The sequence below is a fragment of the Proteus genomosp. 4 str. ATCC 51469 genome (assembly GCF_003144375.1).
Classification (GTDB): domain Bacteria; phylum Pseudomonadota; class Gammaproteobacteria; order Enterobacterales; family Enterobacteriaceae; genus Proteus.
The window spans coordinates 61,790-80,778 of sequence record NZ_PENV01000003.1 but is presented as its reverse complement, the minus strand read 5'-3'; the positions used below and the strand labels follow the sequence as shown (position 1 = coordinate 80,778).

At 40.7% G+C, this 18,989-nt stretch carries 15 protein-coding genes; 2 read left to right on the top strand and 13 right to left on the bottom strand.

The genetic code is table 11. The annotated features are described in order from the left end of the window. Positions 1–10: 10 nt before the first annotated feature. From DK866_RS04710 to sfsA, 13 genes are all read right to left on the bottom strand, one after another. The gene (locus tag DK866_RS04710) at positions 11–2,089 is read right to left on the bottom strand and encodes an ABC transporter permease (RefSeq protein ID WP_109407928.1); all 2,079 of its coding nucleotides are present in this window, start codon (positions 2,087–2,089) and stop codon (positions 11–13) included. A gap of 74 nt (positions 2,090–2,163) precedes the next feature. Continuing rightward, positions 2,164–3,195, bottom strand: coding sequence for an ABC transporter substrate-binding protein (locus DK866_RS04705; protein ID WP_109392034.1), 1,032 nt, complete (start codon positions 3,193–3,195; stop codon positions 2,164–2,166). Between the two features lie 2 nt (positions 3,196–3,197). After that, positions 3,198–4,550 (bottom strand): MFS transporter family glucose-6-phosphate receptor UhpC, encoded by a 1,353-nt coding sequence (gene uhpC / locus DK866_RS04700; RefSeq protein ID WP_273801830.1) that lies wholly within the window; start codon positions 4,548–4,550, stop codon positions 3,198–3,200. 67 nt (positions 4,551–4,617) lie between these two features. Next, positions 4,618–6,174, bottom strand: a complete 1,557-nt coding sequence (locus tag DK866_RS04695) for an MASE1 domain-containing sensor histidine kinase (RefSeq protein WP_109407926.1) — start codon at positions 6,172–6,174, stop codon at positions 4,618–4,620. A gap of 1 nt (position 6,175) precedes the next feature. Then, positions 6,176–6,808: a response regulator transcription factor gene (locus tag DK866_RS04690; RefSeq protein ID WP_072070962.1), complete on the bottom strand. Its 633-nt coding sequence runs from the start codon at positions 6,806–6,808 to the stop codon at positions 6,176–6,178. Between the two features lie 226 nt (positions 6,809–7,034). After that, the gene (gene panD / locus DK866_RS04685) at positions 7,035–7,415 is read right to left on the bottom strand and encodes an aspartate 1-decarboxylase (protein WP_036932765.1); all 381 of its coding nucleotides are present in this window, start codon (positions 7,413–7,415) and stop codon (positions 7,035–7,037) included. A 32-nt stretch (positions 7,416–7,447) separates the two neighbouring features. Further along, a complete protein-coding gene (panC, locus tag DK866_RS04680) occupies positions 7,448–8,299 on the bottom strand; it encodes a pantoate--beta-alanine ligase (protein WP_109407925.1) in 852 nt (283 codons plus the stop codon). 43 nt (positions 8,300–8,342) lie between these two features. Beyond that, positions 8,343–9,134, bottom strand: a complete 792-nt coding sequence (panB, locus tag DK866_RS04675) for a 3-methyl-2-oxobutanoate hydroxymethyltransferase (RefSeq protein ID WP_109407924.1) — start codon at positions 9,132–9,134, stop codon at positions 8,343–8,345. A 362-nt stretch (positions 9,135–9,496) separates the two neighbouring features. Next, positions 9,497–9,991, bottom strand: a complete 495-nt coding sequence (gene folK / locus DK866_RS04670; RefSeq protein WP_109407923.1) for a 2-amino-4-hydroxy-6-hydroxymethyldihydropteridine diphosphokinase — start codon at positions 9,989–9,991, stop codon at positions 9,497–9,499. Further along, on the bottom strand, positions 9,984–11,321 hold the full coding sequence (gene pcnB / locus DK866_RS04665; RefSeq protein ID WP_241254075.1) for a polynucleotide adenylyltransferase PcnB: 1,338 nt from the start codon (positions 11,319–11,321) through the stop codon (positions 9,984–9,986). Before pcnB ends, folK begins: the two co-directional genes overlap by 8 nt. Before the next feature lie 310 nt (positions 11,322–11,631). Beyond that, entirely contained in the window at positions 11,632–12,543 is a 912-nt protein-coding gene (gene gluQRS / locus DK866_RS04660) for a tRNA glutamyl-Q(34) synthetase GluQRS (protein ID WP_109407922.1), read from the bottom strand. Positions 12,544–12,602: 59 nt separating this feature from the next. Continuing rightward, the gene (gene dksA / locus DK866_RS04655; protein ID WP_023580786.1) at positions 12,603–13,058 is read right to left on the bottom strand and encodes an RNA polymerase-binding protein DksA; all 456 of its coding nucleotides are present in this window, start codon (positions 13,056–13,058) and stop codon (positions 12,603–12,605) included. A gap of 196 nt (positions 13,059–13,254) precedes the next feature. Further along, entirely contained in the window at positions 13,255–13,965 is a 711-nt protein-coding gene (sfsA, locus tag DK866_RS04650) for a DNA/RNA nuclease SfsA (RefSeq protein ID WP_109407921.1), read from the bottom strand. An 85-nt stretch (positions 13,966–14,050) separates the two neighbouring features. Between sfsA and hrpB the strand changes: the two genes are divergently transcribed. Next, entirely contained in the window at positions 14,051–16,483 is a 2,433-nt protein-coding gene (gene hrpB / locus DK866_RS04645; RefSeq protein WP_109407920.1) for an ATP-dependent helicase HrpB, read from the top strand. Positions 16,484–16,611: 128 nt separating this feature from the next. Beyond that, positions 16,612–18,918 carry a bifunctional glycosyl transferase/transpeptidase gene (mrcB, locus tag DK866_RS04640; RefSeq protein ID WP_109407919.1) on the top strand — a complete coding sequence of 769 codons (2,307 nt, stop codon included), beginning with the start codon at positions 16,612–16,614 and terminating at the stop codon, positions 18,916–18,918. Positions 18,919–18,989: the final 71 nt, after the last annotated feature.

Here is an 18,989-nt window from a genome sequence, read left to right as displayed (position 1 = left end):
ATACTCCGTATTACTGTGCATTTTTGGCTTTAGAGCGTGAAACACGGGCTTCGCCAATCAAATAGTCAAATAAGAAAATAATTGCCAACATGACGACGATTAAAATCGAGCCGTAGGCAATTGCGACACCGTATTCACCATCTTCAACACGGTTTAAAATATAAGCAGTTGCAACACGTGTATCTGGTGTAACAAGGAAAACAATGGCACTGACTGTGGTAATTGCACGCACAAAGCTATAAATCAGCGCAGACAAAATAGCTGGGCGCAATAACGGTAATAGCACATAGAAAATCGTTCTCATTGAATTTGCTCTTAAGCTTAAAGAGGCTTCATCAAGCGATTTATCAATTTGGCCTAATCCCGCAATACCTGCACGTATCCCTACTGGCACATTACGCATTGTCATAGAGATAATCACAATCGCCGCAGTGCCCGTTAAATAGAACGGTGAGTCGTTAAACGCAAGAATATAAGAGACACCCGCAACAGTCCCCGGTACAGCGAAACAAAGCATTGTTGTGAACTCAATACTTTTCTTACCTTTAAAGTCTTGGCGCACGACGATATAGGCGATTAACAATCCAAGAATGGCTGTAATAGGCGCTGCAATACCTGCATATAACAAGGTATCCAACAATGAAGGCCATGCACCGTCACTCATTCCTTGACCAAATAACTTGATAAAGTTATCAAAGGTTAAGGTGTAATCAACACCCCAGTTAACGGTAAAGCTACCGTAGAAAATACTGCCATATAACAAGATATTAAACACAACCCAAATGCCAAGAACAGTTGTTACAAATGCAATCAAAGACGATGGCAAAGGTTGAACATCACCACGATAGGATTTTCCTGATACGGTGACGTAAGAGCGTTTACCAATCCACATATACTGTACGCAGAACACTAATAGTGAGAAAACTAACAGTGACGCACCTAATGTACTGGCTGATTGATAATCTAATTGAGAGCCTGTGATATAGAAATAAATCTGTGTGGCGATAACGTCAAAGTTACCCCCTAAAACCAATGGGTTACTAAAATCAGCAAGAGATTGCACAATCACAATTAAAAATGCATTGGCTAACGCGGGCTTAAGTAACGGCATAAAGACGTTAAAGAAGGTTTGATAACGGTTGGCTCTTAAGGTGTAAGACGCTTCTTCTAATGAAGGATGAATGGTTTTAATGGCACCGTCTAAAATCATAAACGACATTGGGGTAAAGGCGAGCACTTGAGCCAACCAAATCCCTGTAAAGCCGTATAACCAGTTGGTATTTTCAAGCCCTGCATAAGTGGCAAGAAACTCTGTCACATAACCAGAGCGCCCCATCATAAGTGTGACCCCTAAACCGACAACAAAAGGAGGTGTTACGATAGGTAAGATAGAAAATACTCGACCAATAATGGCTGATCGCACCGCAATACGAGATGTATAAATTGCTAGAATTAAACCAAAGAAAGTACAACCTATCCCCACAGCAATAGAGAGCATTATGGAGTTGAGCATCACTTGTACAATATGAGCTTGGCTTAAGATAGCGATAAATTCAAATGGAGCGAAATTACCTGCGCTATCTTTAAACATCGGAATAAAAATAGCGATACTAGGAAAGATAATAAAAGCGCCAATCAGTGCAACAACGGCTATCAAAGAACCAATAACAAAGCTATCACCACCAAGCCATTCCAAGCGTGTTAAGGCGGTTTTCATGATCATTCCCAGAGAAATAAAGAGGATGATCGCAGAGTAACCTAAACCTCGTCCTTCAAGCGTTGCACTAACTATTGTAATAACAGCACAAAGTAAGGCAAAACTTGCATCAAAATAGTGGCGAGAACGATCCTCACGCTTAGGTTCGTTTAATGAACGAAAGAGCAGTAAACTTGGTAATGCAAACCAGAGCCAACTGATATTGATACTACTCCAACCGTAAGAGGTGAGTAATTCATCTGCTGTAGAATCTAAAAGACCGTAATCAAGGCTCCATGACGGCAGCAACGCAAAAGCCATCCAAGCAATTAGGAGCCATAAAAATATGGGTTCCCGCCTCTTTTTTTCAGGTAAAGCGAGTGTGTGAGACATAAATCCCCCGAGAGTAAATGTATTTATTATTATGTGAAAAAGAGAGCGAGAAATTATCTCGCTCTGTTAATGAGCTATTTACCCATTTTCACTTCAGTTACCCACTTATTAATCAACTCTTTACGCACTTCGCTATCGCCATATTTATCCATGTCGTAGTTAATGAGTTTTAAGTCTGATAATTTCAGTGCCATTGGTGAAGACTCTGCAGAGGTATTGGTTAGGATTTGGTAAGATTTACCTTCTTTCCAACTAATTTCTTGCGCTTCTTTTGAGAGTGTCCAATCTACGAATAATTTAGCATTATCCATATTACGGGCATTTTTGATGATACTGACACCACCGATTTCATAGCCTGTACCTTCACAAGGTGAAATCAATTCAAGTGGTGCACCATTTTCAACTTCTAATGAGTAATCATGTAAGAAACCAATACCAATGGCGGCTTCACCACGAGCTGCATTTCGTGCTGGGGCAATACCTGATTTGGTGTATTGAGAGATATTAGTATTGATTTTCTTCAGATAATCAAAGGCTTGTTCAGTGCCCCATAATTGGTCAAAGGTTGCCAGTGCGGTATAGGCAGTTCCTGAACTTTGTGGATCGGCGATTTGAATTTCACCTTTATACTCAGGTTTGATTAAATCTTTCCAACAAGTTGGAATAGCAATCCCTTTTTCTTTTAAACGATCTTTATTCACGCCGAAGCCTAAGATACCGACATAAACTGCAGAAGAGTAGTTACCTTTGCGTTTAGCTGGATCACGAAACTGTGGCATTATCTGATCAAGATTTGGTGAAACATAAGGTTCTAACAGATCCATTTCACCTGCTTGAGAGTGAGGGTCCATCGTTCCACCATACCAAACATCAGCTTGTGGGTTACGTTTTTCAGCTTCAATTTTAGCTAAAGTACTTCCCGAACCATTACGAACGAAAGTTGTTTTAACATCATATTTTTCGGCAAAGGCTTTTGTTTCAGCTTCACACATTGCATTTGTCGCACTACAGTAAACCACTAAGCGACCTGCAGCGTGGGTTGATAAGCTAACAGCAGAAAGTGCCAGACCTGCAGCAACAAGTGTAGAGAGGGTTTTCAATTTCATGTTCAGAACCTTTTAAATGTGTCGTCATCGGAAAATGAAAGAGGGCCTACTAAATGCTCTTGTTTGCTGACATCAGCAATCAACAATGGCATTAGCAGTAGTCCCATTAAGGCCGCAGCACTGGTTAATAATGCAAACATCCCAGTCCAACCATAATGTGCCATGACCTGACTTAATGGCCAACCTGCCATTGCAGCCCCTAAGTAAGCATACAATCCCAAGTAGCCAGTTACCGTGCCTGCTGCGTTTTTATGGCAATATTCTGTTGCAGCAAGCCCGATTAACATCTGTGGTCCGAACACGAAGAAACCGATACTAAAAAAACAGGCTGCGAGTAGTGCATAATGATGAATTGGAATTAACCAAAGCGCTGCCACTGCGGTAAAAAGTCCGAGTGAAAACAGCAATATCATTGGTGCTCGTTGGCCTCGGAATAAGAGATCCGAGCCCCAACCTGAACATAGCGCCCCTAATAACCCCCCCACTTCAAATAAAGAGAGGATGGCATTAGCACTCAATAAGTTGGCGCCATGTGTTTCTGATAACCAGATATTTCCCCAATCGTTTATCGCCATACGTATGAGATAAACCAAAATATAAGAAAATCCTAGCAACCAAATCATTCGGTTAAATAAAATGCTCTCTTTCAAAATAGTTAGCATAGGTTTAGGGGGAGAAGCTTGCTCTTGACGTAATTCAAAAACATCTCGCCGCCACACACCCACAGTAGGAAGCCCTTCTTCTGCAGGAGTACCTTTTAATCGCACACACAGCCACAATCCGATGATAATGCCGATAATACCGGGAACAAGCAGTGCCACTTGCCAACTATAATGCGTTGCTAACCACGCTGTTAAAATGGGAAGGCTCATTCCGCCAAGATTGATTGAGATATTCCATAATCCCCACCAGGACCCTCGCTCATTGCGTGAATACCAATGTGTTAACAATCTTGCACAAGGGGGCCAGCCAAATCCCTGAAAGAAACCATTTAGTGCCCAGACCAAAAGCAGTGCAGGAAACGACAGACAATAGGCAAAAATAATATTCATAATGCCTGTCATCACTAATCCCACACCCATAAACCAGCGATATCCCCATCTATCATGGAAAATACCGGAAACAAATTTAGATAAGCCGTAAGTGAGATAAAAAAGGCTGGCTATCCAACCGATATCTCCTTTATCTAAATTCAATTCAACCTGCATAACGGGCATAACAAAGTTGACGCTTTTACGTGTGAGATAGAAAGTGGCATAACCGATAATCATCGACAGCATTAAGTTTTTGCGCCAAAAGTTATAGGTCTTATTTATTGATGCCGAATTTTTACCTGACATAACATCCTCTTTGATGTTGCAAATGTAAAAAAAATGTCGCGAAAAAGAATGAGATAAGGTTGTAGATGACTAAGACTTATTCTTAGTTTTCACTGTTTTCTTTTGAATTTGTGGGTAAGTTAACAATTATTTTCGTACCGTGATGATTTATCACTTCCCATTCTCCGCCTAAAGCGCGAATGCGTTCTTCAATGCCACGTAATCCAAAACCGCTACTTTGTTGTGTTGATAATGATGTGGGGAGCATACCAATGCCATTATCGCTAATGATCAGTCGTAGACGGTTTTTGCTTTGGGTTAACGAAACTTCAATATAGGTTGCATTGGCATGTTTACTAATATTATTTAATAACTCTTGTACCAAACGATAGAGGGTAAAAATTATAGTTTCGTTTTCAGGCTCTTTATCTAATGAATAATTAAAATTACAGGTGATGCCATTGTCATTGAAGGCAAATTCGTTGATTAAATGGTGCAGGGCTTTTTCAAGAGACATTTCTTCTAAAACAGGGGGACGCAATTGCCGGAGTAGTTGACGTGTAGATTGATGAATTTGTAATGCCAGACGTTCTATTTGTTCACCAGTTTGTCGCGTTTTATCGTTATTGGCTGTTTTCTTCATTAGCATTGATTGAATTTGGATTGCGGTAATATTTTGTCCAATTTCATCATGTAACTCGCGTGCAATCGCTTTTTTAACATCTTCTTCGGTATGAACCAATTGCTCCATCAATTCACGTCTGGCTTGAAGTTCTTGCTCTAGGCGTAATCGATAATGACGTAAATTATGGGCTAATTGCTGTTGGCGACTTATTGCTATCCCTAAACCAATACCAATAATAGCTTGAGTGGTTAAGAACATTTCTAATTCACGTAAGTCATTAAATGCGCCGTTTACTTGGCGAGCAAAGGTAATAATTAAACTTCCGAGTAATGCCGATAATACGCCACCTTGCCAGCCATAACGGTAGGCCATAAAGACGTTAGGAATAAAAACGAGAATAACTAATAAGCGCTCTATTTCTGGTGTTAAGAAAAACTGTGTGCTTAATCCAATAAGGCAAAATAGAAATCCCCACATTAATAATGATGTTCTTAACGGAGGATCAGGTGTTCCATCAGAAATTAACGCTCGACTTTGTAATTCACGAAGATATTCATAAAGTAAAAAAACAAAAGGTGCGAGTAATATGCCACCAGTGACTGAGGTCAGAAAAATTCCGCTGGTGGTATTAATAAAAAAGCCAAGAATAAAGGCTTGTAACAGACTATTAAAGCCAACAGCACCAATTAACAAGGTTAAGCGTTGCCAGTAGAGTGGATACCGCCACCAAATACGTTGAACTTCTAAGGCGATAATTAGGCTTAATAATGGAGAAAGATAAATAATAGCATGGGTAATTAACTGCTCTTGCGTTAGCCAGTAATAAAGCCCCCATTCAGCGAATAACATCGGTAGCCAAAAGCGCCGCCAAAGTAAAATAATCAAGGCTAATCGCAGACCTTGCGGTAAGAAAAGGGCCGCTTGTTGCCCATTTTTACTTAAATAAAAACCAATCACCCAAAGTGATAGCCAAAGTAAAGAGTAGGTGAGTAATAAAAAGAGGGATTGAAGAAGAAAACGCAGTCCTCTTTTCATATTACAGCGATCCTGTGATCAACTGATTTTTTAAGGCGAAGTGGACTAAATCGATGGTTGTTTCACAGCCTAATTTACCCAGTACATTAGCACGATGAACGTGTACAGTTTTATGGCTAAGATTAAGTTGTACAGCAATTGTTTTGACATTAACGCCTTGGACTAAAAGGTTGAAAATTTCTCTTTCACGGGGCGTTAATGTATGCAAAGCATCTTCTTTCTCAGGGGTATGTCGTAATGCTTTCATAGCATCAGAGCAAAGATAACAGCCACCTTGATGTACAGCGCGTACTGCTTGCACTAATTCTTCGGGGCCACAACGCTTTGTTAAATAACCACGAGCACCTGAATCAAGTGCGCTTTGAACAAAGGCTGGGGTATCATAAATACTTAAAATGATCGTGCGAAAATCTGGACGTTTTTGTTTTAAACGGCTCTGTAGTTGTAAACCACTTTCACCCGGCATAGAGAGATCCATGACGGCAACATCAATATCATCATGTGCTAAATAAGGCCATGCTTCTTGCCCATTAGAATACTCACCCACAATGTGAATATCGGGTTCTAGCATGAGGAGTTGTGCAAAACCAGAGCGCACAACAATGTGATCATCTACTAAAGCAACTTTTATCATAATTTTTTATTAGTCAGAGAGTAGTCAGATAATACTTATCTGATTTATAACAAGCTACAGGAAGATAAGCGAGGAAAAACGGAGAAGAAACCCGGTTTTGAATCTTATATCTCGTTTTTCACAAGGTGAATCGTGACAAGCAGATAATAACAATAGGTTGTTTATTGTTCTTGTTTCCCATAAGCAGGGAACCTCTGCCTATGGGAAGTGGGTAATATTTTATTAATTAAGCAACTTGAACCGGCACAGCTTTGGCTATGCGCTTCATTTCATTGTTGTCTTCAAAATACGCAATATTGGGTTTATGGCTACGCGCATCACTATCAGGAATTTGCACATAAGAGCAAATAATTAAGCGATCGCCAACGGCGGCTTTACGCGCAGCTGCACCATTGACTGAAATAATTCGTGATCCTCTTTCCGCACAAATTGCGTAAGTTGAAAAGCGTTCACCATTATCTACGTTATAAATATCAATCGCTTCATTTTCCAGAATACCAGCGGCATCCATAAAATCCTGATCAATCGCGCAAGAGCCTTCATAATGAAGATCGGCTTGTGTCACTTTTACGCGATGAAGTTTGCCTTGTAACATAGTGCGTAGCATTGTTGTGTTTCCTATTTTTCTAATGATGAGTATTAAATAAGATTAACCTGCTGGTTATCAATAAGGCGAGTATTACCTAGCCATACAGCCATTAAAATAACCGCGTGGCGACTTTCTTCCGTTAATGGCGTGAGTGTATCTGCATCACAAATAAAACACTCATCAGCACGAAAACCTTGTTGCTCTAAGGTATTTTTTGCATTTTGAAGTAGCTGATTAATATCATGGTTGCCTGACTTTAATTGTTCAGCAATTTCTTGCATTGCTTGATAAAGTGCAGGGGCTTGCTGTTTTTCTTTGTCAGATAATAGGCGATTACGTGAACTTAGCGCTAACCCATTTTTGTCACGTACAATAGCAACAGGAACGATGCTGATATCCATACATAAATCACTTACCATCTTCTTGATAATTTGCAGTTGTTGGAAATCTTTTTCACCAAACATCGCAACATCAGGTTGTACAAGATTAAAAAGCTTACTAACAACCGTTGTAACACCACGGAAATGACCAGGACGGCTTGCACCTTCCAATACTGTAGAAAGTACAGGCACATCAACTGTTGTTTGGTTTTCCATGCCATGTGGATACATCTCTTTCGCTGAAGGAGCGAAAATAATATCGACATTTTTATCGCGGAGTAATTCGCAATCTTCTTGTAAGGTGCGAGGATAATTTGCTAAGTCCGCTTCTCTATCAAATTGAAGTGGGTTAACAAAAATAGATGTGATAACCACATCTGCATGAAGACGGGCTTCTTCAATTAATTTCAGGTGGCCTTCATGAAGATTACCCATTGTTGGAACCAATGCAATGCGTTTACCATCTTGCTTTAATCGCTTGATTTCTCTGCGTAAGATAAGCGTAGTTTCAATAATTAGCACGGCGTGACTCCTTTAAACGATGTTTATAAATTGAAATGATAAATCAGTTAAATGAATGTTGTTCTTGTGGAAATAGGCCTTGTTCTACTTGCTGAACATAAAGGCTAACAGCTCCTTTTAGTGAGCCGGCCTCTTGTAAAAAATCTTTTGAGAACTTAGGTGCTTGAGGTGTCAGGCCTAATAAATCATGCATAACAAGAATTTGTCCATCAGTAACATTCCCTGCACCGATACCAATAACTGGCATCGTTAGCGCGTCTGTAATCGCTTTTGCGAGAGCCACTGGAACACATTCTAATACAGTCAGTTGCGCACCAGCCTCTTCAAGGGCGATAGCATCTTGCTTTAATTGCTCTGCCGCATCGCTCTCTCTTCCTTGAACTTTATAGCCACCAAATACGTTAACAGATTGAGGTGTTAATCCTAAATGAACACAGACGGGAACTGCACGTTCTGTCAGCATTTTAACAGTAGGAATTAGCCAACTTCCTCCTTCGATTTTTACCATATTCGCACCTGCTTGCATCAAAATACCAGCAGTAAGGCAAGCTTGTTCTGGGGTTGAATAAGACATAAATGGCATATCAGCAATTAAAAAAGCGTTCGGTGCACCAGCTCTAACACAACGTGTGTGATAAGCGATTTGTTCAACCGTAACCGGTAATGTACTGCTATGGCCTTGTAGCGTCATTCCTAATGAATCACCAATAAGCATGGCTTGAATACCTTCTTGTGCGAAAAGGCGAGCAAAACTTGCATCATAAGCGGTGATCGTAGCGAATTTTTTCTTTTCTTGCTTATAGCGATTTAGTGTTGAAAGCGTTGTGGGTTTCATTATAACAAACTCCATCATTGTTGGTTTTTTGTGTGCAGATAAAATAAAATGCTTCACATAATTATTTGTTTATTAAGAAGATTTTTAAATCATCAATATAAAGCCGCTTTCGATTGTAGCATTTAAGGGCTAAAAACGAAGAAAAAGTAATTAAGTGAGTAATAAAAAAGAATAATTAATAAGATAAAGTTATATATATCAATTGGTTATTGGTAGGAATAAAGCAACAATCACTCAAATAGCGAGGAGGTCATAAAGATGGGGTTATAATACAGTGAATGTGTGGCCGTGAGATAGAGGCTGATACCGTGTTTATTTTTTACAGTATCAACCTTTAGCTTTAGTAGAGGATTTACGTGGTATTACCACTTTTCCATGCCATTTTCAGGCACTAAAGCTAATCTATCTGCTAACAACTCACCATCAGGAAAACGAAGGTCTGGTGCTAATTCAGCTAATGGGTAGAGCATAAATTCACGGACTTTTAGCCCGTAATGAGGCACGGTTAAACGCTCAGTTTGGATCACGTCATCACCAAATAACATGATATCGAGATCTAGCGTTCTAGGGCCCCAGCGGTTACCTTCTTTTCTAACTCGACCTTGTGCTAATTCAATCGCTTGAGTGTTATCAAGCAAGGTTTCTGGCGCCAAAGTTGTATCGACAGCAACGGCAACATTAAGAAAATCTGGTTGATCTTGTGGCCCCATAGGGCGAGTACGATACCAGGAAGATTGAGCAATCAGTGTGGTTTGTGGGATCTCACTGATTGCTTTAATTGCTGAATTTACCTGATCTTCAGGTGAATTCAAATTGCTACCTAAAATGATATAAACACGTTTTGTCTGTTTACTCATTATTGTTCTCTTGTCTTGATGCTGGCTTTGCACTTGGGTGGCGAGGACGCTTACGTGGACGAGGGCGTCTACGAACCGGTGCTTGACCTAATTCTGAGACCATTGAGCGTTGTTGTGTATTGTTAGAGGCTTGGAAATCTGCCCACCAACTAGCTAACGCTTCAAGTTCTGGATTACGTTGTACATTGGCACGTAATTCCAGTAAGTCGAACGCTGCACGGAATTTAGGGTGCTCAAGCAGTTTATTGGCACGACGACCTTGGCGTTTAGGTAAACGTTGCTGTAATTGCCAGATATCACGCATCATGGTGGTAATACGTTTTGGAATTGCAATCGTACGACATTGTTCATCTAAAATATCATTCATCGCCATAGCGAAAGAATCATAGTAAGAAAGACCACTTTCTTGGACTAATTTCTCTGCATGTTCGATTAATGGATACCACAACATTGCCGCAAATAAGAATGCCGGATTAACACGCATATCTTTATTAATACGATAGTCTGTATTTTTGAGAACTTGATCCAGCATTCTCTCCATCGGCGTATCATGTTGTTCTGTCATTTTTGATGCTACTAACGGGAACAACGGCTCAAGCAACTGATGGCGACACATGAGTTTGTATGTTTTATAGCCTTGCCCTGTTTGTAATAATTTTAGTGACTCTTCAAAAAGGCGAGCCGATGGAATATTACGTAATAAAGGGGCGAGTCTGCTAATTGGTTCTGCTGTTTCAGGTGCAATTTGCATATCCAATTTGCTGGCAAAGCGAATGGCTCTAAGCATTCTGACGGGATCTTCGCGATAACGCGTTTCAGGATCGCCAATTAAACGAATAATGCCTGCTTTAAGATCCGCTAAACCGCCAACGTAATCACGTACAGCAAAATCATCAACACCGTAATAAAGGCTGTTTAATGTAAAGTCACGACGAATGGCATCTTCTTCAATGGAGCCAAAAATATTGTCGCGCAGTAACATGCCGCTTTGTGCTTGCTGTGATTGGTTGTTGTCTGAAATTTCATGATCTTCATGAGAGCCACGGAAAGTAGCCACTTCAATCACTTCAGGGCCAAACATGATATGTGCAAGGCGGAAACGACGACCGACTAAACGACTGTTGCGGAATAATCGACGTACATCCTCAGGGGTTGCATTTGTGGCAATATCAAAATCTTTTGGTTTTTTTCCCAGTAATAAGTCACGGACACCACCACCGACTAAATAAGCCTGAAAACCAGAATTATTTAGGCGATAAAGCACTTTTAATGCATTGTCACTGATGTCTTTACGTGAAATTGGGTGTTGATCTCTTGGGATCACTGTCATTGGCAAATCACTCCCGTTCGCCTTTTCTTTATTACTCTTTTTCTTACGGGGACGGTCTGCGGATATAGCAGGACGCCGACGCACAGGTTTCTGTGTTTCTTGTATTGGTCGGTCAGATGCAGTTGTGACTGGCCTTTCACTTGCTACCGGTTGTGTGTCTGATGACGTTGTTTGTCGCCCTAGCAGATTACGGCAGAAATGTGCTACTCGATTAAAAATATGACACCTCGAATAATAAATTCTAATAATTAAAAAAATTAAGCGGCTAATCATAGCCTACTGAACATTTTTTGAGAATGCTTTGTGTGGTTTATTCGTATCCTTGTTGCTGATGATTTTGTTTTAAAATCTCAGAAGGTGACCACTGTGCAGTCGCAATCTCTAACAATGATGCTAACGAATAATCCTGCCAGCCAGCAATAATCGGCTGATTAAGAAATTGTAAAGCATCGATAATGACGGGTCTTGGATCAGTATCTGGCAACGCATGCGCGTGATTTTGCTTCGATAATTTATTACCGTCATGATTTATTGCTAAAGGCAAATGAGCATAACGCGGAATAGGTAAATTCAGTTGTTTATGTAAACTGATTTGTCGCAATGTGGGATCAAGTAGATCAGAACCTCTCACCACTTCGGTCACACCTTGATAACTATCATCAATCACCGTCACTAGATTATACGCAAATAAGTTATTTTTTCTGTGAATAATCATATCTTCTAGTACGATAGATGTACTTTTAGAATAATAAGTACCTTGGATCATATCTTCAAAATGATAAACAGGGTGTTGCTGGATCAATCGCCATGCACTGTTTTTATCAAAAGGTGTATCGCTATTCGCTAATGGAGCGTGATGACGACAATGATTATCATATACACCACCCAAATCATGTAAACGATGGCGGCTACACTGGCAGTGGTAGCAGACACCTTCTCGCCAAAGTGCAGACAGTATTTCATGATAAGCATCATGGCGTTGTGATTGATAAAGGATATCACCATCCCAAAACAATCCATAACGCTCTAATGTGCGAATAATTAAGGATGCCGTGCCGGGGGGTTCTCTAAGAGGGTCAATATCATCGATGCGAAGGAGCCAACGCCCGTGGTGTGCGCGAGCTTGAAGATAACTACCAAGTGCAGTAACCAATGAGCCAAAATGAAGTTGACCCGTTGGTGATGGCGCAAAACGCCCAATATAGTCTGTAATCTCGTGCATCGAAAGGAAAGATTCAGATAAACGCCTCAACGTATCAGGTTGAGGCGTTGGCTCATCAATTAGCCAGCCATCTGCTTTTCACGGATTTCAGCTAATGTTTTACAGTCGATACATAAATCGGCGGTAGGGCGAGCTTCTAAACGGCGGATGCCGATTTCAACGCCACAAGATTCACAGAAGCCGAAGTCATCATCTTCAACTTTTTTCAGTGTTTTCTCAATTTTCTTAATGAGTTTACGTTCACGATCACGGTTACGCAGCTCAAGACTGAATTCTTCTTCTTGTGCAGCACGGTCAACGGGATCGGGGAAGTTTGCCGCCTCATCTTGCATATGAGTAACGGTGCGGTTGACTTCATCCCTGAGCTGATTGCGCCAAGATTCAAGTATTAGCTTAAAATGCGCTAATTGGGCTTCGTTCATGTACTCTTCGCCCGCTTTTTCCTGATATGGCTCAACGCCAGCAATAGCGAGAATGCTCATGGACGATGTTTTACGCTTTTGCCCTTCTTGCATAATGCTTCTCCTACATACGCATTTCTGAATAATCCCCACCTTCAAAACAGGAAGGGGAAAAAATAGGGCGCTATAAATAGCAGATGCCCGCGAGGATAGCAATTATTCCTTTAATAAGTTTTCTCATGGTGTGAAGGCACGCAAGTAAATGTCCCTTTTTAGTTAAAAAATGATTAACTAAAGCCATGAAAATCAATTAACCATTTGAAATAAAAGGTAATTGCCGTCCGATTGTTAAATTGTATTCACTAATATTGATGCGATAACACAAGATTTCAACCCCTGCGTCATGCGCTTCTTTTAGCAATGAAGCATAGTCAGGGTCAATCTCTTTAGCAACAGTCACTTCCGTAATGCCAGTATGGGGAACTGCGTAGAATAAGACAGCCCTTAAACCCAATTTTGCGATAGCCGTCAACTCTCGAAGATGTTTCTGGCCGCGTTGAGTTTTTGCATCAGGAAAATAACCCATTCCGTTATCTAACAATGTGACTGACTTCACTTCAATATAGCAGTCAACTTTATGATTTGATTTAAGTAAAATGTCAATACGGCTATTCTCATTCCCATATTTGACTTCTCGTTTTATCTCTTCATATTCAGATAATTCTGGAATATCACCCGCTTCAATGGCATCTGCAACAATACCGTTCGCTCTTAATGTATTTACACAAATCCAATCATCAGTTTGAGTCTGTGTAAGCTCCCAACTGTGGGGGTATTTTCTTTTTGCATTTGAAGATGTGGAATACCAAACCGTATCACCGGGAGTCGCACATCCTGTCATTGCTCCTGTGTTGGCGCAATGAAGCGTGAATTCTTCCCCATTTGGGGTAACAACGTCTGCTAAAAAACGCTTATACCGTTTTAGTAAAGTGGCAGATTGTAGCGGTTGCTCAAATATCATGACAACTCCGATGAAAATACGATCTTTAATAAAGCGCTAATGCTACAATGCCAAGCCGAGAAAGTTAATGAGTCATGGAGCCTGTGTGCATTTATTGCCAATCTTTGAGGTAACGGAAAATATCGTTACTGCGTTAAAACAATTCCCACAAGTGTTACTTCATGCGCCAACAGGTGCAGGTAAATCAACAGCGCTTCCTCTCTATTTACTTGAGCAAAATTTTTTTGACGGCAAAATAATTTTATTAGAGCCAAGACGAATTGCCGCTAAAAGCATTGCTTATCGTTTAGCAAGTCAGCTTAATGAAGATGTGGGTCATACGATAGGTTATCGTATGAAAGCAGAAAGCAAGGTGAGCCAGCACACTCGACTTGAAGTAGTAACAGAAGGTGTATTAAACCGCATGTTACAGCAAGATCCAGAACTGACAGACGTAAGCCTTGTGATATTAGATGAGTTTCATGAACGCAGTTTACAGGCTGATTTAGCTCTAGCTCTATTACTCGATGTTCAAATGGGATTACGCGATGATTTGCGTGTTTTGATTATGTCAGCAACCTTAGATAATCAAAAACTCACGACATTATTACCTGAAGCACCAATGATCAGCGCTCAAGGGCGCAGTTACCCAGTCGAAAGAGTTTATTCTCCTATCAATACGCATCAACCTTTTGAACAAGAAATTGCCACCATGGCTTTGCGGTTATTGGCGCAAGAAACCGGTTCTATGTTGATATTCTTGCCGGGTAGTGCAGAGATAGTGCGTGTTGCAGAAATACTAAAAGATAAAGTAGATAACAATGTTCTGTTATTTCCGCTTTATGGTGCGCTTTCATTAGCAGAACAACAAAAAGCGATTGAACCTACAGAAAGAGGTTATCGAAAAGTGGTACTTGCGACCAATATCGCAGAAACCAGCTTAACAATTGAAGGTATCCGCCTTGTATTGGATAGTACGATTGAGAAACGTGCTCAGTTTGATTTAAAAAGTGGTGTCACCAGCTTGCTACGCCAGCGAATTAGTCAATCATCACAAACACAAAGAGCAGGGCGTGCGGGTCGCCTTGAAATTGGAATTTGCTGGCATTTAATGAGCCAAGAACAATCACAACGAATTGCCTCTCATCAAGTACCCGAAATTTTAAGTAGCGATTTATCCTCATTATGGCTTTCCGTATTGCAATGGGGATGTCGCGACATTAATCAGTTGAATTGGTTGGATAAGCCAACACCTCAAGCATTACATGCCGCTCAAGATTTATTGTATCGTTTAGGTGCAATAGATAAACAAGGTGGATTAACCGCACGAGGCTCGCGCATGGCTCAATGGGGCATAGAGCCTCGACTCGCTGCGATCTTAGATTATGCAAGTGAGCAAAGTGACAATCATCTTGCGACGGCAGCACGCTTATGTGCAATCTTAGAAGAGCCACCCCGAGGACAAGAAATTAATCTGGAGTGGATTGCTCAACAAAAAAACACCTTCTGGACACGACGTGAAAAACAGCTTTCTCAACACCGGAAAGGGACGTTTTGCCCTGAATTGTTAGGTTTATTATTAGCGGTTGGATTTCCTGATAGGATTGCTAAAAATCGAGATAATCAAGGTCGTTTTCGTTTAGCGAATGGGCAAGGTGCCATGATGGAACATTCGCACTCAATGAGTGATACACCGTGGATCTTAGCACCATTATTACTACAAAATGTGCATTATGCTGATGTCCGCATTTTATTAGCACTACCGATTGATATCGATGAAATATCAGCTACTTTTCCAGGGCTTATTGAAAATAATACGACTGTTGAATGGGATGAAAAACGCGGTACGTTGGTCGCATGGCAACAACGCCAATTAGGGCGATTAACCTTAAGCCAGCGCCAATTAGACAAACCCAATAAACAGCAAATGCAGCAAGCATTATTGAATTGGCTGAGAGATAACGGTTTAAATGCTTTAGCACTGAATGAAGAAACTCAACAGCTTTTTATACGCCTTTCTTTGGCAAAAAAATGGTGCCCAGAAGCCTTATTACCTGATTTAGAAGAAACGGTGTTACTTGAAACGTTAGAAACATGGTTATTGCCTGAACTGGGAGAAGTTCAGACATTAAAAGCGTTACAACAAGTTGATATTAATACGATTATAAAAAACCAATTAACATGGCATGAAAATCAGTTGCTTCAAAGCTTATTTCCGACGCATTATTTGGCGCCAACAGGCACAAAAGTGATTATCAACTATGATTTAGAGTTACCTCCTGTGATCGCTATCCGCATTCAAGAGGTTTATGGCGAACAACAAAGCCCTATTGTGGCGAATGGTCAATTATCCGTTGTGATGGAGTTATTATCACCAGCTCATCGACCTATTCAGAAAACACAAGATTTGGCGACATTTTGGGCAGGAAGTTATAAAGAGGTGCAAAAAGAGATGAAAGGGCGTTATCCCAAGCATTTATGGCCTGACTCACCCGCAGATACCGCACCCACACGGCGAGTAAAAAAATATAGCCAATAAATGAATATTAGTTTTACCCTAGTTTTATTCGTATTTGAGAGCTTTCTTGTGGGATCACACAGAAAAATAGCGACAATGTTAGGCTTCTTTATCCCGTGATAAAGGGGTTTTAATGAGAGATACAGTTCATGAGTAGAAAGAAAAGACCAGTGAAACAAACCAAAAGAGGTCGTTCTTGGTTTTGGTTATTTGTCAAAATCGCCATTGTGGTTGCGGTTTTAATGGGCATTTATGGTGTTTATTTACATTCTCAAATTAAAGAGCGCCTTGATGGCAATGTTTGGGAATTGCCAGCGGCTGTTTACGGACGTACCGTTAACTTAGAACCGGGCATGAATTATAGCCAAAAAGAGATGGTGAGCTTGCTTGAGGGTATGCAATACCGCAATGTTAACAAAATCACTCGTCCCGGCGAATTTGTGGTAAGAGGCAACACGATTGAAATGTTGCGCCGACCTTTCGATTTTCCTGATGGTCGTGAAGAACAAATTTTAGCTAAGTTGACTTTTGAGCAAAATTCTCTCGTTAGTATTACAAATATGGGAAATCAGCGTCAGTTTGGTTTTTTCCGTCTCGATCCTAAATTAATTACCATGATGCAATCTGCCAATGGTGAACAGCGTTTATTCTTAGCAAGAGATAAATTCCCACAATTATTAGTGGATACATTAATTGCAACAGAAGATCGTCGTTTCTATGAGCACGACGGTATCAGCCTTTATTCTATTGGCCGTGCAGTATTAGCGAACTTTACGGCAGGTAAAGCAGTTCAAGGTGGGAGTACCTTAACGCAACAGTTAGTGAAAAACCTGTTTTTGACTAACGAAAGAACGTTAAAAAGAAAACTTAATGAAGCCTATATGGCGATCATTATGGATGCGAGTTATAGCAAAGATCGTATTTTAGAACTGTATCTTAATGAGGTTTTTTTAGGGCAAAGTGGTGATGAACAAATTCGAGGCTTCCCTTTAGCTAGCCTTTACTATTTTGGTCGTCCTGTTGATGAATTAAGCCTTGATCAGCAAGCGCTTTTAGTGGGTATGGTTAAAGGTGCATCTGCTTATAATCCTTGGCGTAACCCTAAAGCAGCGTTAGAGCGCCGTAATGTGGTATTAAAACTACTGCAAACCCAAGAGATAATCGACCAAGAGCTTTACAATGTGCTTAGTGCGCGTCCTTTGGGTGTGAAGCCACGTAGCGAAGCGTTAACACCTCAACCTGCGTTTATGCAACTGGTTCGTCAAGAGTTACAAACAACCTTGGGCGATAAAGTGAAAGATTTATCAGGTACAAAAATTTTCACCACATTAGATCCTGTCTCACAAGATGCAGCTGAAAAAGCGGTTGAAGTGGGTGTCGCGGATATCCGTAAAGTTCGTAAAATTGACGATCTTGAAGGGGCGATGGTTGTTGTGGATCGCTTAAGTGGTGAAGTAAGAGCCTTAGTGGGGGGATCTCAACCACAATATGCAGGTTTTAACCGTGCATTATCAGCCCGTCGCTCGATTGGCTCTTTGGCAAAACCCGCGACCTATTTAACCGCATTAAGTGAACCAGAGCGTTTTCGTTTAAATACATGGCTTGCTGATGAACCGATTTCAGTGCCTATTCCGGGGGGGAAACCTTGGCAACCTCGTAACTACGATCGTGGTTATAAAGGTAAATTAATGCTGGTGGATGCGTTAGCAACCTCACGTAATATACCTACAGTAAATCTTGGTTTAGAAGTGGGATTAGACCAAGTGATCAAAACATGGATCAACTTAGGTGCACCAGCGGAAAATCTAGAAAAAGTGCCAGCGATGTTATTAGGTGCATTAAACTTAACACCAATGGAAGTGGCTCAAACCTTCCAAACAATTGGTAGTTTAGGTAATCGTGCAAAATTATCATCATTGCGTTCTGTGATTGCCCAAGATGGTACAGTGCTTTACCAAAGTTATCCTCAAGCTGAAACAACTGTTTCACCTCAAGCTGCTTATATGACGCTATTTGGTATGCAACAAGTGGTGAATTCGGGAACAGCATGGCGCGTATTAAAACCAAAATTTGGTAATTACAACCTTGCAGGTAAAACCGGTACCACTAACGATCTCCGTGATAGTTGGTTTGCGGGAATAGATGGCAAAGAAGTCACCATCGCATGGATGGGGCGTGATAATAATGGCCCAACAAACTTAACGGGTTCAACAGGGGCATTGTTGCTGTACCGTAATTATTTAGAGAATCAAGCACCGCTGAAATTAAATCCACCAGTGCCAGAAGATATCGCAGAGATGTCTGTCGATGCTCAAGGTAATTTTGCTTGTTATGGCGGCGGTGTTCGTACTTTACCTGTATGGACAGCAAATCCAGATGGATTATGCACACCTGTTCAGCAAGATACTGATGAAAGTGGCGCCCCGAAATGGTTACAAGATTTGTTTTCTGAGTAAGTAATCACATAGATTAGCTAAAATAAAAACGGCACATAAGTGCCGTTTTTTGTTTATTCGCATCTTATTTT